The following is a 15176-nucleotide window of genomic DNA, read 5'->3' as shown; positions in this document are numbered from 1 at the left end:
AAAGCCAGCACGTATGACAATGAGCCCGCGCTAGGCGTAAGTAGTCGTGAAAACGCGATTGCGTCAGCCGCTAGGACGGACGGCGCGGGCCAGGTTCAACATTGCTGTCGAGATACTGAATATTATCTAAATCCGGACATTTCGGACGGAAGGATCAGGTGCTGAACGTTTATCGAGGCCCGGTTTCCGAACGGATCACCTCTCTGGCAAGGTTGACCTTCCTTAGGTCTTAGGCCGGGCGGGGGCTAACGTTCGCGGCGACGTTACTCATTTTCAATCGTCCGCACTTGGTTGGGCGAGCGCTTCACTTACACGTTCGAATAGTTCGGGCCGCCGCCGCCTTCGGGCGTAACCCACACGATGTTCTGCGTCGGATCCTTGATGTCGCAGGTCTTGCAGTGTACGCAGTTCTGCGCGTTGATCTGCAGGCGGTCGCTGCCGTCGTCGTTCTTCATGAACTCGTACACCGCAGCCGGGCAGAAGCGCGCTTCGGGGCCCGCGTAGGTGCGCAGGTTCACGTTCACGGGCACGCTCGCGTCCTTGAGCGTCAAGTGCGCGGGCTGATTCTCTTCGTGGTTCGTGTTCGAGATGAACACCGAAGACAGACGATCAAACGTGAGCTTGCCATCCGGCTTCGGATACTCGATCGGCTTGCACTGCGAAGCGGGCTTGAGCATCTCGTGGTCGCGATGCTGGTGATGCAGCGTCCACGGCACGTTGCCGCCCAGCAGCTTCTGCTCGATGCCCACCATCAGCGTGCCCAGGTACAGGCCCTTGCTCATCCACTGCTTGAAGTTGCGCGCCCTGTACAGCTCCGTGTAAAGCCACGACTGCTTGAACGCTTCCGGGTAAGCCGCGAGCTCATCGCTCTGGCGGCCTGCCTGCACGGCTTCGAACGCCGCATCGGCTGCCAGCATGCCGGTCTTGATCGCCGCGTGGCTGCCCTTGATACGCAAGGCGTTCAAAAAGCCCGCATCGTCGCCCACGAGCGCGCCGCCCGGGAACACGAGCTTGGGCAGCGACGTCAGGCCGCCGGCGGTGATCGCGCGCGCGCCGTACGACACGCGCTTACCGCCTTCCAGATACTTGCGGATTTCCGGGTGTGTCTTGTAGCGCTGGAATTCCTCGAACGGCGAGAGATACGGGTTCTGGTACGCCAGACCCACGACAAAGCCCACCATCACCTGGTTGTTGTCGATGTGGTACAGGAACGAGCCGCCGTAGGTGTCCGATTCGAGCGGCCAGCCGGCGGTGTGGATCACGAGGCCCGGCTGGTGCTTCGAAGGATCGATTTCCCACAGTTCCTTGATGCCGATGCCGTAGACCTGCGGATCCGAATCCTTGCCCAGCTTGAACTTCTCGTTGAGCTGGCGGCCGAGATGCCCGCGGCAGCCTTCGCAGAACAGCGTGTACTTCGCGTGCAGCTCCATGCCGAGCTGGAAGTTCTCGGTAGGCTCGCCGTCCTTGCCGACACCCATGTTGCCGGTCGCGACGCCCTTGACCGACCCATCGTCGTTGTAGAGCACTTCGGCGGCCGGAAAGCCCGGGAAGATTTCCACGCCCAGCGCCTCGGCCTGCTGGCCCAGCCAGCGCGTGACGTTGGCGAGGCTGATGACGTAGTTGCCGTGGTTCTTGAAGTTGTCGGGCAGCGCCCAGTTCGGCACAGCCTTAGCCCCCGTTTCGGAAAGAAAAAGGAACTTGTCCTCGGTCACGGGCACGTTCAGCGGCGCGCTTTGCTCCTTCCAGTCCGGAATCAGCTCGTTCAAGGCACGCGGATCCATGACCGCGCCCGAGAGGATATGCGCCCCGATCTCCGAGCCTTTCTCCAGCACGCAAACGCCGACTTCAGCGCCTTTTTCGGCTGCGAGCTGCTTCAGGCGGATCGCGGCAGACAGCCCGGCGGGGCCGCCGCCGACGATCACCACGTCGTATTCCATCGACTCGCGTGGACCGTATTGCGCAATCAATGCCTCGCTCGGATGTGTCATCGGCTCGCCCCCACCGGTTCGGCCGTGACGGCCTCGATCGCAATCGACGCCAGTTGCGCGCCAGGCCCCGAAGGGCGCAGCGCGAGCTCTTCAGGCCGCCCGCTGATCCAGAGCGCATTGAGCGGCGGCAGCGTCACACCGCGCAACAACGCGCTTTCCACGTTCCATTGTCCCGCGAGGCTCACCAGCAGATGCGTGGCGGCCGGCGTCACGTGCAGCGAATGCGCGGCGACGCTCACGCGCGCGCGAAATGCACCGCGCTTGCACATCACGTTGAGAACGTTCACGGGCCGTGCGGGCAGGTTCACCCACACGTGCAGGTCGCCCGAAAAGTGCACCGGCTGGCCGGCGCGCGCGAGCAACTGGCCGTCCTGCGAATGCAGGTCGATTGCGTTGTCGCCGACGGGCAGCAGCGTGCGGTCGTAGCCCGCGAACTGCGAGAACTTCGCCGGGCCGTCGAGCGTGGCGATGCTCACGCGCCACGCCGCGGCGCCGTGCTGCTCCGGACCGCGCGCAAGGGTGCGCGTCGTGCCGCCGCCGTTGGCCCAGGGCTCGGGCGACACGCGCATGCAGTCGATGAAGCGCACGGCGCAGGTTTCCGCGGCGCTTGAGTCAGCTGACGGAGCAGGCATGCGTGCGTTCATACGCTCGTCCCCGCACCCTGCACGTGAGATTCTATCGCGCCGACCACGTCGAACAGGTCGCCAACCAGCCCCACGTCGGCCACCGAGAAGATCGGCGCGTCCGGGTCCTTGTTCACGGCGACAATGAACTTAGAGTCCTTCATACCGGCAAGGTGCTGGATCGCGCCCGAGATGCCGAACGCCACATACACGTCGGGCGCGACGCTGCGACCGGTCTGGCCGACCTGAGCGGCATTCGGCGCATAGCCGGCATCCACGGCGGCGCGCGAGGCGCCGAGCGCGGCGCCCAGCGTGTCGGCAAGCTGGCCGAGGCGCGCCATGTTCTCCTGTGAGGCGAGGCCGCGGCCGCCTGCAACCACGACGCGCGCATTGCCCAAATCTTGCCCGCTTTGTTCGGCGGCGCGACGCTCGACGAGCCGCGTGGCCGCGAACGGAGAAATCGGTGCGAGCGCAACGATATCCGCTGCGCCGCCTTCCGCTGCCACGGGCGCGAACGACGAGGGTCGCACGCTGGCATACGTGCGCGCCGTGGCGCTCGTCACCGTCGCGATCACGCTGCCCGCATAGAGCCCGCGTACGAACTGCGTGCGCTCGCGAATGGCGATCACGTCGGCGATGAATGCGGCCTCGGAGTGCGCTGCCGCGCGCGGCAGCGCCGCACGGCTGGAGGCGCGATGCGCCGCGAGCACCGTCGAATAGTCTCCCGTGAGGGCGAGCAATTGCGCCGCGACGGTTTCGGGCGCGAGCGCATCGGCTGCGCCAGCGGAGGCGACCAGCACGCGTTCGACGCTGCTCACACGCGCCGCCGCTGCCGCGCTGGACGAATCGAATACGAGCAGGTCGACGGGCTGCCCCAGTTGCAGCGCCGCGCCTATCACGCGCAACGTGACATCGGAAATCGATTCCACGTCGGCATCGGCCAGAACCAGCGTTCTCATAGTCAAACCCCCACGGTTTCGAATACGCGTCGATCTGCGAGCGCTGCGAGCAGCGCTCCGACGTCGTCCACCTTCACACCAGGCTCGCGCACGGGCGGATCGTTCAGCTTCAGCACGTGGCTGCGGGCGCCCGACACGCCGCCGAGCGCGGCTGCCTCGCGCGTGGCGAGCGGCTTCTGCTTCGCCTTGACGATGCTGGGCAGCGTCACGCGGCGCGGTTCGGCCAGGCGCAAATCGGCGCTGACCACGGCGGAGCCGTCGAGCTGCCACATCGCCGTGCCCGCGTCATCGCCGCAGCTCGTGCGCCAGCCGCCGTCGATGGCGTCGAGCGCGCTCGCGTTGAGCGCCTGCGGCCAGCCAAGGAGTGCTGCGAGCATGGCGGCCACGCCGCCCACGTCGCCATCGATCGCCTGCTTGCCGCACAGCACGAGACCGTATTCGGTTTCCTTCATGTACGCGGCCACAAGCCGCGCGACGGCGAGCGAATCGAGCGTGGCCGCGCCCGTATCGATCAGCACGGCATCATCGGCGCCCATGGCGAGCGCGGTGCGCAGCACGTCCTGGTGCGCGGGCAGGCCGCAGGTCAGCACGGTGACGTGCGAGGCCACACCGGCTTCCTTCAGTTGCAGCGCTTTTTCGAGCGCGCATTCGTCGAAGGGATTGAGCGACATCTTGAGCCCCGCCGTTTCGATCGAGCCGGCGGCGCTCACGCGCACGCGCACGTTCGGATCGACCACGCGCTTGACGGGCACCAGAATGCGGATAGTCATCAGTTTTCTCCTGTTTGCATGCGAAAGCACATCGCTCGATGGCATTACGACACCGCGCCCAGACCGTACTTGCCGGTCAGCAGCGCGCCGCTTGCAAAGCGTTCGAGTGCGTACGGTTCGAGGGAGACGTCGGTGGACAGTCCGAGCGCGTGCTGCGCGAGCAGCTTGCCGATGCCCGGCGAGAGCTTGAAGCCGTGGCCCGAGAAGCCGAAGCCCACCGTGAGGCCTTCCACATCGGTGACATTGCCGAGCACGGGGTTCCAGTCGGGCGTGACGTCGTACACGCCGGTCCACGAAGAGGCGAGGCCTGCCGTTTCATAGGCGGGGAAGTGTTCGGCCACCTGCGCGCCGACTTCCGCCACATAGTCGAGCGAGATATCGCCCTGCTCGGTCTCGGGCGCGTTGAGCGTTTCGCCCACCACGCCTTCGGAGACCAGCATCTGGCTGCCGCCGTAGCTGCGGAAATAGAGCATGCCCGGCGAGCCGAGGTCCTTGAACGCGGGCATGGCAAACGTGTAGGGCGCGGCTTCGCATTCGAGCGCGAGCACGGTGTGGCGCTCGGGCTTGACCGGCAGCGGCACGCCGATCCACTCGGCGAGTTCGGGCGTCCAGATGTTCTGTGTGCTGATGAGCGTGCCGCAGCCAAAGCGACCGGCCGACGTTTGCACGCCCACCACGCGGCGGCCTTCGCGCACGATGCCGGTCACGCGCACGCCTTCCATGATCTTTACGCCGCGCCGGCGCGCGGAGCGTGCGAAGCTGGTCGCGACGAGATAGGCGTCGGCGAAACCAGCTTCGGGCTCGAAGCCAATCAGCGCGGCACCGTCGAAGGTCGCAATGGGCAGGCGCGCTTGCGCCGCCTGGCGGTCGAGCAGTTGCACTTCGATGCCCATGTCCTGCTGCGCGCGCAGCGAGGCGGCCAGCGGGTCGAGCTTGTCACCTTCGGGCGCGCTGATCATGTAGCCGCATTTGACGAGGCCACACGAGGCTTCGTCGTCGCTGAGATAGTCGGCGAAATTGTTGAACGCCCACCAGGAGGCGCGCGCGAGTTCGACGTTCTGGCGCACCGAGTAATGCGTGCGCAGCAGCCCGGAGGACTGCGAGGTGGTGCCCGCACCGATCGTGCCCTGATCGAGCATGAGAACGCTTTTCGCGCCGAGAGCAGCGAGATGGTGGGCGACCGACGTGCCGATCACGCCGGCGCCGATCACGACATAGTCAAAGTGGCTCATGGGGCCCCCGTGGGTGAACGATGGGCAAATTCTGCGTCCCGGGTGCGCGCCATAATTTTGTATTAGGCAAACTTATGGTTCATCACCGCAATCGCTCATCCTCCGCGTGCTGGCCGTCCAGGGCCGCATCATGCGGAAGACGGCGCGGTGGCGTCATTTGCGCAGACATCCGCGGAGTAGCCCATGAGACGTACCCAGGCGCCTATCGACCTCAATGCCTTGCAGGCCTTTCTCGCGGTGTGCGAAACCGGGTCGATGACCGGCGCGGCCAAGCAGCTCGGCGTGAGCCAGAGCGCGGTGAGTCAGGCCATCGCAGCGCTCGAGCGCGACCAGCGGGTGGTCCTGTTCGATCGCGAGAGCCGGCCTCCACGCCCGAACGTCGCGGGCCGCGCGCTGCTCGAACTGGCGGGCTCGCTGCTCGAGCACGCGCAGATGGTCAGTGCGCGCATTGGCGACGCGTCGAACGCGGGCACCTTGCCGGTACGGCTTGGCTGCGTGGATTCGTTCGCGGCGACCGTGGGCCCGGAACTGATTCGCGCGGTGTCGGGCTCGGCGCGGCAGATCGCGTTGTGGTCCGGCTTGACCCCGGGCTTGAGCAAGCAGTTACACGATCGCGAGCTCGATCTCGCGGTCTGCACGCAGACGACGCTCAACGACGCGCGCATCGTCGAAGTGCCGCTGTTTTCGGAAGCATTCGTCGTGGTCGTTTCGCGCGCGTTGCTCGCGGAGCGCAGGAATATCGACTGGCGCACGCTCGCGCTCGAAATGCCGATGATCCGGTACACCCCGCGCTCGGTGATCGGGCAGCAGATCGAGCGCTATGCGCGGCACCTCGGCATCAACAGTCCGCGCCGCTATGAATTCGATGCGACCGATCCGCTCCTGAGCCTCGTCGCGGCCCGGCTCGGCTTCGCGATTTCCACGCCGTTGTGTCTCTGGCAGGCGCGCCATTATCTGCCGGAGATCGCCGTGTTGCCGCTGCCGGCTGGACGGCTGGGGCGTCGGGACTTCTTCCTGCTGCATCGGCAGGGTGAGTGGGACGCGTTCGCGCATGAAATCGTCGCGTTGACGCGGCGTGTCTTGGACGCCTCCATCAGGCCGGCACTGGCGCGTGCCTTGCCGCAGCTGCCCGAAGACGCGTTGATGTAGCTGGATCGAATTTCCTGTACGAGAGGAGTAAGAAGATGTCCGAACTATTTTCACTGGAGCGCGGTGATGCGCATCTGGTCGTATCGATTCCGCATCTGGGCACGCAGATTCCCGCAGCGCTGCGCCATCTCTATACCGAAGAAGCACTCACCGTTGCCGACACGGACTGGCATCTCGATCGTCTTTACGCCTTCGTGCGCGAGCTTGGCGCGACGGTGATCGGCGCGCGCGTCTCGCGCTATGTGATCGATCTGAACCGGCCGCCCAGCGACGAAAGCCTCTATCCGGGCCAGACGACGACGGGCCTGTGCCCCGGCGAAACGTTCCGCGGCGAACCCGTCTACAAGCCCGGCTGCGCACCCGACGCGGCGCAGCGGGCCACGCGCGTCGCGCAATACTGGCAGCCGTATCACGACGCGCTCGCGGCCGAGCTTGCGCGGCTGCGCGGGCGGCACGCGAACGTGCTGCTGTGGGAAGCGCATTCGATCGCGAGCGTGCTGCCACGGCTTTTCGACGACAAGCTACCCGACCTCAACCTGGGCACGCAGGACGGATGCACCTGCGCGGGTGCGGTGCAGCAGGCCGCTGTCGATGCGATGGCCGCGAGCCCGTACTCGTGGGTCGCGAACGGCCGTTTCAAGGGCGGCTACATCACGCGCAACTACGGCGCGCCGGAACGCGGCATTCATGCGGTTCAACTGGAGATGTGCCAGTCCACCTACATGAACGAGCGCGCGCCATTCGACTACGCGGCGGAACGTGCCGAAGCCATGCAGCCCACGCTTTCCCGCATGGTCGGAGCGGCGCTCGACGCGGTGCAGGCGCTCGCATCAACGTCCGCGCTTTCATAAGCAATTCTGATACTCGAACGTAAGCCCGCGTCCCGATTCAGTGCAGTGGCGCACAGCAGGCAGGAAAACCGCGCACCGTCAGCAGGCAAACAGCGCCGCGAGCGAATGAGGAAGGAGAGATGGAGAGGGCCCGCATGCGCGCCAGGTGTTTCTCAGCAGGAATTTTTGATTCATGTCGATAAACATGGCACGGACGTTGCATAAGAAGTAGCGCAGGCGAGATGGCAGGGCCCGCGCCTCAATCGGCAGTTCCCGGCGGATAGATGAAGATCGACAGGAACTGGATGGGCGTCTTGATGAGTCGCTCGGGGCCGTGAGGAATGTCGGCCTGGAAGGTGAGCGTGTCGCCGGGATGGAGGAGGTAGGTCTGCTGGCCGTGGCGGTATTCGATCACGCCCTTGAGCATGTGGATGAACTCCGTGCCCGGATGCTCGAAGGTCGGAAACCGCTCCGCTTCGTCTTCGAGAGTGATGAGGAAGGGCTCGAAGGCTTTGCGCGGGCCCTGGTCGTAGGCAAGCAGATGGTAGGTGTGGCCGCGTTTGGTGCCCTTGCGGACGACTTCCATGCCCGCGCCTTTCTTGACGAGCTGTGCGTCGCCTTGCGGAACGTCGAAGTTGCGAAAGAGCGTGGAGAGCGAGACGCCGAGGGCTTGTGCAATCCGGTGCAGAACGTCGAGTCCGGTTGAGGTCTGCGCGTTCTCGATCTTCGAGAGCATGCCGCGGCTGATGCCGGCCTGGTCGGCGACCTGGGCGATGGTCAGGTCGTGACGCTGGCGTAGTTCGCGGATCGTCGCGCCCAGGTAGCGTTCGAGTGGTGCTTTGCTGTCGTCCCCGGTTTGCATGTTCGGCCTCGGTTAAAAGCAGAAGCGTAGCAGGCGGGGCGCATACGTGCGCGCCGAATGTTTCATGGCAAGAAATAAAGTTGCATATCGAGAATTTTCGAAAAGGACAATGCGCGGGCGCGCCGACGCGATGTCGGGCGCACCGCTCTTTCAACCGCGGATGAGTTGCAAGGAGTGACGATGAATCTCAATGACGCAAAACTGCCGGTCAACGAGCTGGGAAGCGTGCCGCGCTTCGGCTCGGCCGACGACGCGCAGAGCTGGCTCAGTCAACAGGGCGTGAAATACGTGCTGGCGCAGTTCGTGGATATTCACGGCGTGGCGAAGGCCAAGTCGGTGCCCGTCTCGCATCTGAAGACCGTGCTCAAGGCCGGCGCCGGTTTCGCAGGCTTCGCGATCTGGGGCGTGGGCATCGAGCCGAACGGCCCGGACTTCATGGCCGTGGGCGAACTCTCGACGCTCACGCCGGTGCCGTGGCAGCCGGGCCTCGCGCGCATCGTCTGCGATGGACATGTCGAAGGCGAGCCGTGGGTCTACGACACGCGTGTGACGCTCAAGCGTCAGGTCGCGCGCGTCGCTGAACGCGGCTGGACGCTTTTCACGGGCCTCGAACCGGAATTCTCGCTGCTGCGCCGCTCGGCCTCGGGCACGCTCGAGCCATGCGACCCGAGCGATACGCTCGCCAAGCCGTGCTACGACTACAAGGGCCTGTCGCGCACGCGCGTGTTTCTCGAACGCCTGACCGACGCCATGCGCGCGGTCGGCATCGACGTCTATCAGATCGATCACGAAGACGCCAACGGCCAGTTCGAAATCAACTACACGTATGCCGATTGCCTGACCTCGTGCGATCACTACGTGTTCTTCAAGATGGCCGCCTCCGAAATCGCCAACGATCTCGGCATGATCTGCTCGTTCATGGCCAAGCCGTTCGCGAACCGGCCGGGCAACGGCATGCACATGCACGTTTCGATTGGCGACGGCAAGCGCAACCTCTTCGCCGACGCCGCCGATCCGCTTGGCATGGGACTCTCGAAGCTCGGCTACCAGTTCACCGCCGGCCTGCTCAAACATGCGTCCGCACTCACGGCGCTGTGCAATCCCACCGTGAACTCGTACAAGCGCCTCGTGGTGGGCCGCTCGCTCACTGGCGCGACATGGGCGCCCGCCTACGTGAGCTACGGCGACAACAACCGCTCGACCATGGTGCGTATGCCGGGCGAACGCATCGAACTGCGCCTGCCCGATGGCTCGTGCAATCCGTATCTCGCAACGGCGGCCGTGATCGCGGCGGGGCTCGACGGCATTGACAGTGAACTCGATCCGGGCGCGCCGGCGAACGAGAACCTCTACGCGTGGTCGCCCGCGAAGCTTGCGGAGCACGGCATCACGGTGCTGCCGCAGAACCTCGAACAGGCGCTCGACGCGCTCGAAGCGGACACGCTCATCTGCGAGGCGCTCGGTCCCGTTGCGCAGGAGTTCATCAAGCTCAAACGCATGGAATGGCTCGAATACATGCGCCACGTTTCGGACTGGGAACTGAAGAGCTACCTCGAATTTTTCTAAGGAGAAAACCTATGTGTGGAATCGTAGGCTTGCTGGTGAAGACGCCGGCGCTACGCGAGAAGCTCGGCGAACTGATGGTGCCGATGCTGATCGGCATGACCGAGCGCGGTCCCGATTCGGCGGGCCTGGCGGTCTTCGGCAAGGAAGTGGATGCGAGCCAGCGCAAGCTGAGCCTCTATTCAGGCTTTACGGAACAGGGCGCACAGTTCCCGTGGCAATCGCTGCTTGACAAGCTCAACCGCGCAATGGACGTGACCGCGCGCATCGATGCGAAGGCCAATCATGCCGTGCTCACGCTGCAAGGCAATGCGGACACCGTGAAGGCGTGGCTGGGCGAGCAGTATCCGAAGCTCTATCTGCTTTCCACTGGCCGCTCGATCGACCTCTACAAGGACATCGGCTCGCCCGCCGAAGTGGCGCAGCGCTACGACTTCACGAAGCTCAAGGGCTCGCACCTCGTGGGCCACACGCGCATGGCGACGGAATCGGCGGTCACGCCCGACCGCGCGCACCCGTTCACGGCGGGCGAGGACTTCTGCCTCGTACACAACGGCTCGCTCTCGAATCCGTATGGCGTTCGCCGCAAGCTGGAGCCGCTCGGCATCCACTTCGACACCGACAACGATACGGAAGCCGCGTGCCGTTTTCTCGAATGGCGTCTGCGTGAAGGCGATTCGCTGCCCGATGCGCTGCAAAAAGGCTTCGAGGAACTGGACGGTTTCTACACGTTCCTGATGGGTACGTCGAACGAACTTGCGCTGATTCGCGATCCGTTCGCCTGCAAGCCCGCTGTCGTGGCCGAAAACGACGACTACGTGGCGATCGCTTCCGAGTTTCGCTCGCTTGCGCATCTGCCCGACATTCGCAACGCGAAGGTATTCGAACCCGCACCCGAGGAGATGTACGTATGGAAGGCGTGATTTTTGATCTGGAAGGAAAGGGTGTGCGGGAACTGAACCAGTACCTGCATGGCGACGCCGCGGCACTCAACGGTCAGTGCGTGAGCGTGACCTCGCCCAACGGTGCCCACAACATTGCGGTGGGCGTGGACGCCAACGTACAGATCACCGTCGAAGGCCACGCGGGTTATTACGCGGGCGGCATGAACAAGCACGCGAGCATCGTGATCGAAGGCAGCGCCGGGACGGGCGTGGGCGAGAACATGATGAGCGGCAAGGTGCACGTGCGCGGCTTCGCCTCGAACGGCGCGGGCGCTTCGGCGCACGGTGGCCTGCTCGTGATCGGCGGCGACGCGGGCCTGCGCTGCGGCATCTCGCTCAAGGGCGGCAATATCGTCGTGGGCGGCTCAGTGGGCAGCTTCTCTGCGTTCATGGCGCAGGCGGGCCGCATGGTGATTTGCGGCGACGCGGGCGACGCGCTTGGCGATTCGCTCTACGAAGCCGTGCTCTACGTGAAGGGCAATGTGAAATCGCTTGGCGCCGACGCACAGTTCGAGCCGATGACAGACGCCGACATCACAGCCGTGCGCGAACTGCTCGAAGCGGCCGGGCTCGATCACGATCCGGTGCAGTTCCGCCGCATCGCTTCGGCCCGCACGCTCTATCACTGGAACGCCGACGCGGACCAGGAATACTGAACACACGATCGAGAAGGTCCCCATGGAAACCAAACCGGTTCATTTCGCGCGTCTGCAACAGGAAGAGTCCAGTACCTTCGACCGCAAGACCATCGACTACATTCACACCGCTGCGCAGCGCGGCCTCTATGAAATCCGCGGGCTCGGCTCGAAAAAGAGCGTGCCGCACTTTGACGACCTGTTATTCCTCGGCGCTTCGCTTTCGCGCTATCCGCTCGAAGGCTATCGTGAGAAGTGCAGCTCGCAAACCGTGCTCGGCACGCGCTTTGCTAAGAAGCCGATCGTGCTCGACACGCCTGTCACGATTGCGGGCATGAGCTTCGGCGCGCTCTCCGCGAACGTGAAGGAAGCGCTGGGCCGCGCGGCCACGGCCGCCGGCACCTCGACGACCACGGGCGACGGCGGCATGACGCAGGAAGAGCGCCAGTCGTCGAAGACGCTCGTCTATCAATGTCTGCCTTCGCGCTACGGCTTCAATCCCGACGACGTGCGCCGCGCCGATGCCATCGAAGTCGTGATCGGGCAGGGCGCGAAGCCCGGCGGTGGCGGCATGCTGCTCGGCCAGAAGGTGAATCCGCGCGTGGCCTCGATGCGCACGCTGCCCGCGGGCGTCGACCAGCGCTCGGCGAGCCGCCACCCGGACTGGACCGGGCCAGACGATCTCGCCATCAAGATTCAGGAACTGCGCGAGATCACTGACTGGGAAAAACCCATCTATGTGAAGGTCGCGGCCACGCGCACCTTCAACGACGTGAAACTCGCCGTGCACGCGGGCGCCGACGTGGTCGTGATCGACGGCATGCAGGGCGGCACGGCAGCCACGCAGAGCTGCTTCATCGACAACGTGGGCATTCCGACGCTCGCAGCGGTGCGCCAGGCCGTGGATGCGCTCGAAGACCTCGACATGAAGGGCAAGGTGCAACTGATCGTCTCGGGCGGCATCCGCACGGGCGCGGACGTGGCGAAGGCGCTCGCACTTGGCGCGGACGCGGTGGCAATCGGCCAGGGCGTGCTGATGGCGCTGGGCTGCAACAGCGAATCGTACTTCCAGAACGGCGCGCTCCATTCGGCCGTGGCCGACTATGCGGCGCTGAACACCGCGCCGGGCTTCTGCCATCACTGCCACACGGGCAAATGCCCGGTCGGCGTGACGACGCAGGACGCCGTGCTCGAAAAGCGCCTGGAACCGGAAGAGGGCGCGCGCCGCGTGAAGAACTACCTCAAGACGCTCACGATGGAACTCACGACCATCGCGCGCGCGTGCGGCAAGCAGAACGTGCATCACCTGGAGCCGGAAGACCTCGTGGCGTTGACAGTCGAATCGGCGGCCATGGCGCGCGTGCCGCTCGCGGGCACGTCGTGGATTCCCGGTCTGAACATGCGTTGATCGATCAGCAGGCAAAGCAGGTTTTGCAGCAACGGGCGCGCCGGCGAAATGCGCAAGCGGGCGCCCGACAAGCCAGGCAGCGCAGGCCATGCACTTGTATCCCAACTCCATCCCACACGCGCGTCGGGGAGGCCGTGCCGCTTGTGCATGCCTCACGCGGCGCCTTTCTACAGGATCGTGCAATGAAAAGCTTGGGCAAACTACTCGCGGTGATCGGCGCGCTGGCGCTCTCGCTGCCCGCGCTGGCGCAAGGCGCCGCCGCGCCGGTGCCGAACAAGGGCGACACCGCATGGATGATCGTCGCGACGCTGCTCGTCGTCATGATGGCGGCGCCGGGCCTCGGTCTCTTTTACGGCGGCATGGTGCGCGCGAAGAACATGCTTTCCGTGCTGATGCAGACGCTTGTGATTTTCTGTCTGCTTGGTGTGTTGTGGGCCGTGTATGGCTACAGCGTTGCGTTCACCGAGGGCAATGCGTTTTTCGGCGGCTTCAGCAAGATGTTTCTCGCGGGCGTGACGCCCGACAGCACCGCCGCTACGTTCAGCAAGGGCGTGGTGATTCCCGAATTCATCTACGTCTCGTTCCAGCTCACGTTCGCGGCGATCACGCCTGCGCTCATCATTGGCGGCATTGCGGAGCGCGCAAAGTTTTCCGCCGTGCTGGCCTTTATGGTGCTGTGGTTCACGTTCTCGTATCTGCCGATTGCGCACATGGTCTGGTATTGGGCGGGACCCGATGCCTACACGAGCGCCGCAGCGGCTGAAAAGGCCAACGCAACGGCGGGCTTCCTGTTCCAGAAGGGCGCGCTCGACTTCGCCGGCGGCACTGTCGTGCATATCAATGCGGGCATTGCTGCGCTGGTGGGCGCGATCATGATCGGCAAGCGCGTGGGCTACGGGCGCGAGCACATGGCGCCGCACAGCCTCACGATGACGATGATCGGCGGCTCGCTGCTGTGGGTGGGCTGGTTCGGCTTCAACGTGGGTTCGAATCTCGAAGCGAACGGCGCGGCCGCGCTCGCCTTCGTCACCACGCTGCTCGCCACCTGCGCGGCGACTGTCTCGTGGACGGTCGTGGAATGGACGATAAAGGGCAAGCCGTCAATGCTTGGCGCAGTCTCCGGCGCCATTGCGGGGCTCGTGGTGATCACGCCCGCATGCGGCTTCGTTGGCCCGATGGGCGCGATCGTAATGGGCTTCATCGCCGGTGCACTCTGCTACTGGGGCGTGAACGGTCTCAAGCGCATGCTCGGCGTTGATGATTCGCTCGACGTGTTCGGCGTGCACTGCATCGGCGGCATTGCGGGCGCGTTGCTCACGGGTGTGTTTGCTTCGCCGAAGCTGGGCGGCACGGGCGTCTATGACTATGTGGCGAACAAGGTTGGCGACTATGACACGGCAAGCCAGATGATCTCGCAATGCTGGGGCGTGGGCACGTCACTGGTGTGGTCGGCGGCGGTGTCGTTCGTCGCGTTCAAGCTCGTCGATATGATAATCGGTTTGCGCGTCGATCAGGAGGGCGAGCGCGAAGGGCTTGACGTCAGTTCACACGGTGAGACGGCGTATCACGTCTGACGAGAGACGGAACTCGTTGCAGGCAACCGACGGGTTCGACAAATCTCGCGTCACGTTCGTCGCAGTTGCCAATTGAATACCACGTAGCAATTCAGGCCTGCGCCTACGGTCAAAAGCTTGCGCAGGCTGTTTTTCTCATTCAGATGCGCGAGCACCCACGGCTGAGCGTAGGGCGAGGCTTAACCGAGGGATAGCGGCGGTACGTTAGTGGATTTCTACGATCGTTCACGCCGAATCGTGTGTCGCCGTCCCCCCCCCCCCCGAAATCAAGCAAGGGAAACGACTTGGTCTTCGGGACGCAATGCCCGGGCAAAGCAATCGCGTTGATTCGAACATAGCGCGAAGCTTGTAGCTTTTGCTGTTCGGCAGCGAGGTCGGCGCGGATAGCACGGTACTGACCTTTTGGCTGGTCTGCTTCGGTGTCCGATGCCCGCAATTACTTAGAAAAACCACCTGCAAACGTTGGCGGACTCTTCTTCAGTCTGCTCAATTCGGGCAAGGTCGCGCGCAGCCACGGCGTGCCTGTCTGGCGCTGGGCAATCTCATGGTATTCCATAATATTGAAATGATTGTTACGCATAATAATATGGCATACCATAATCTCATAAAGTGCGATCTGCGGCCCAAGGCTTGACCGGT

General features: G+C 64.4%; 13 protein-coding genes. 7 read left to right on the top strand and 6 right to left on the bottom strand.

The features are described from left to right. Positions 1–308 precede the first annotated feature (308 nt). Genes VSR72_RS35245 through VSR72_RS35225 form a run of 5 tightly spaced genes read right to left on the bottom strand, consistent with a single transcriptional unit; the run spans position 309 to position 5572 of the window. A complete protein-coding gene (locus tag VSR72_RS35245) occupies positions 309–1988 on the bottom strand; it encodes an electron transfer flavoprotein-ubiquinone oxidoreductase (RefSeq protein WP_342956871.1) in 1680 nt (559 codons plus the stop codon). Continuing rightward, the gene (locus VSR72_RS35240; protein WP_342956870.1) at positions 1985–2620 is read right to left on the bottom strand and encodes a HutD family protein; all 636 of its coding nucleotides are present in this window, start codon (positions 2618–2620) and stop codon (positions 1985–1987) included. Before VSR72_RS35240 ends, VSR72_RS35245 begins: the two co-directional genes overlap by 4 nt. Positions 2621–2628: 8 nt before the next feature. Beyond that, the gene (locus VSR72_RS35235) at positions 2629–3570 is read right to left on the bottom strand and encodes an FAD-binding protein (protein WP_342956869.1); all 942 of its coding nucleotides are present in this window, start codon (positions 3568–3570) and stop codon (positions 2629–2631) included. A 2-nt stretch (positions 3571–3572) separates the two neighbouring features. After that, positions 3573–4334, bottom strand: coding sequence for an electron transfer flavoprotein subunit beta/FixA family protein (locus VSR72_RS35230; RefSeq protein ID WP_342956888.1), 762 nt, complete (start codon positions 4332–4334; stop codon positions 3573–3575). 50 nt (positions 4335–4384) lie between these two features. Then, complete coding sequence (locus tag VSR72_RS35225; protein ID WP_342956868.1) at positions 4385–5572, bottom strand: FAD-dependent oxidoreductase; 1188 nt, start codon at positions 5570–5572, stop codon at positions 4385–4387. 183 nt (positions 5573–5755) lie between these two features. On the opposite strand from VSR72_RS35225, the gene VSR72_RS35220 reads away from it, so the two are divergent. Both VSR72_RS35220 and hutG read left to right on the top strand, forming a co-directional pair. Then, positions 5756–6721 (top strand): LysR family transcriptional regulator, encoded by a 966-nt coding sequence (locus tag VSR72_RS35220; RefSeq protein ID WP_342956867.1) that lies wholly within the window; start codon positions 5756–5758, stop codon positions 6719–6721. 35 nt (positions 6722–6756) lie between these two features. Continuing rightward, positions 6757–7572 carry an N-formylglutamate deformylase gene (gene hutG / locus VSR72_RS35215; RefSeq protein WP_342956866.1) on the top strand — a complete coding sequence of 272 codons (816 nt, stop codon included), beginning with the start codon at positions 6757–6759 and terminating at the stop codon, positions 7570–7572. Between the two features lie 238 nt (positions 7573–7810). Here the strand turns inward: hutG and VSR72_RS35210 are convergent, their stop codons facing one another. Beyond that, positions 7811–8413: an XRE family transcriptional regulator gene (locus tag VSR72_RS35210; RefSeq protein ID WP_342956865.1), complete on the bottom strand. Its 603-nt coding sequence runs from the start codon at positions 8411–8413 to the stop codon at positions 7811–7813. A gap of 180 nt (positions 8414–8593) precedes the next feature. Here VSR72_RS35210 and glnT point away from each other — a divergent pair, with 180 nt between their 5' ends. The 5 genes from glnT (at position 8594) to VSR72_RS35185 (ending at position 14537) form a co-directional block, all read left to right on the top strand. Then, entirely contained in the window at positions 8594–9979 is a 1386-nt protein-coding gene (glnT, locus tag VSR72_RS35205; protein ID WP_342956864.1) for a type III glutamate--ammonia ligase, read from the top strand. Between the two features lie 11 nt (positions 9980–9990). Next, positions 9991–10899: a glutamine amidotransferase family protein gene (locus VSR72_RS35200; protein ID WP_342956863.1), complete on the top strand. Its 909-nt coding sequence runs from the start codon at positions 9991–9993 to the stop codon at positions 10897–10899. Then, the gene (locus VSR72_RS35195; protein WP_342956862.1) at positions 10887–11576 is read left to right on the top strand and encodes a protein glxC; all 690 of its coding nucleotides are present in this window, start codon (positions 10887–10889) and stop codon (positions 11574–11576) included. The genes VSR72_RS35200 and VSR72_RS35195 overlap by 13 nt, the downstream gene beginning before the upstream one ends. 22 nt (positions 11577–11598) lie before the next feature. After that, positions 11599–12963, top strand: coding sequence for an FMN-binding glutamate synthase family protein (locus VSR72_RS35190; protein WP_342956861.1), 1365 nt, complete (start codon positions 11599–11601; stop codon positions 12961–12963). Positions 12964–13145: 182 nt separating this feature from the next. Then, complete coding sequence (locus tag VSR72_RS35185) at positions 13146–14537, top strand: ammonium transporter (protein WP_342956860.1); 1392 nt, start codon at positions 13146–13148, stop codon at positions 14535–14537. Positions 14538–15176: the final 639 nt, after the last annotated feature.

Origin of the sequence: Paraburkholderia sp. JHI869, from assembly GCF_038900775.1 — a bacterium.
Taxonomy (GTDB): Bacteria; Pseudomonadota; Gammaproteobacteria; order Burkholderiales; family Burkholderiaceae; genus Paraburkholderia.
The sequence above is the reverse complement of the archived record's forward strand: the minus strand, read 5'-3'. Positions and strand labels throughout refer to the sequence as shown.

What these genes read in the sequence shown, in the direction of transcription:
- VSR72_RS35245 (WP_342956871.1), bottom strand. Translation starts at nt 1,988, where the DNA reads ATGACACATCCGAGCGAGGCATTGATTGCGCAATACGGTCCACGCGAG.
- VSR72_RS35240 (WP_342956870.1), bottom strand. Translation starts at nt 2,620, where the DNA reads ATGCCTGCTCCGTCAGCTGACTCAAGCGCCGCGGAAACCTGCGCCGTG.
- VSR72_RS35235 (WP_342956869.1), bottom strand. Translation starts at nt 3,570, where the DNA reads ATGAGAACGCTGGTTCTGGCCGATGCCGACGTGGAATCGATTTCCGAT.
- VSR72_RS35225 (WP_342956868.1), bottom strand. Translation starts at nt 5,572, where the DNA reads ATGAGCCACTTTGACTATGTCGTGATCGGCGCCGGCGTGATCGGCACG.
- VSR72_RS35220 (WP_342956867.1), top strand. Translation starts at nt 5,756, where the DNA reads ATGAGACGTACCCAGGCGCCTATCGACCTCAATGCCTTGCAGGCCTTT.
- hutG (WP_342956866.1), top strand. Translation starts at nt 6,757, where the DNA reads ATGTCCGAACTATTTTCACTGGAGCGCGGTGATGCGCATCTGGTCGTA.
- VSR72_RS35210 (WP_342956865.1), bottom strand. Translation starts at nt 8,413, where the DNA reads ATGCAAACCGGGGACGACAGCAAAGCACCACTCGAACGCTACCTGGGC.
- glnT (WP_342956864.1), top strand. Translation starts at nt 8,594, where the DNA reads ATGAATCTCAATGACGCAAAACTGCCGGTCAACGAGCTGGGAAGCGTG.
- VSR72_RS35200 (WP_342956863.1), top strand. Translation starts at nt 9,991, where the DNA reads ATGTGTGGAATCGTAGGCTTGCTGGTGAAGACGCCGGCGCTACGCGAG.
- VSR72_RS35195 (WP_342956862.1), top strand. Translation starts at nt 10,887, where the DNA reads ATGGAAGGCGTGATTTTTGATCTGGAAGGAAAGGGTGTGCGGGAACTG.
- VSR72_RS35190 (WP_342956861.1), top strand. Translation starts at nt 11,599, where the DNA reads ATGGAAACCAAACCGGTTCATTTCGCGCGTCTGCAACAGGAAGAGTCC.
- VSR72_RS35185 (WP_342956860.1), top strand. Translation starts at nt 13,146, where the DNA reads ATGAAAAGCTTGGGCAAACTACTCGCGGTGATCGGCGCGCTGGCGCTC.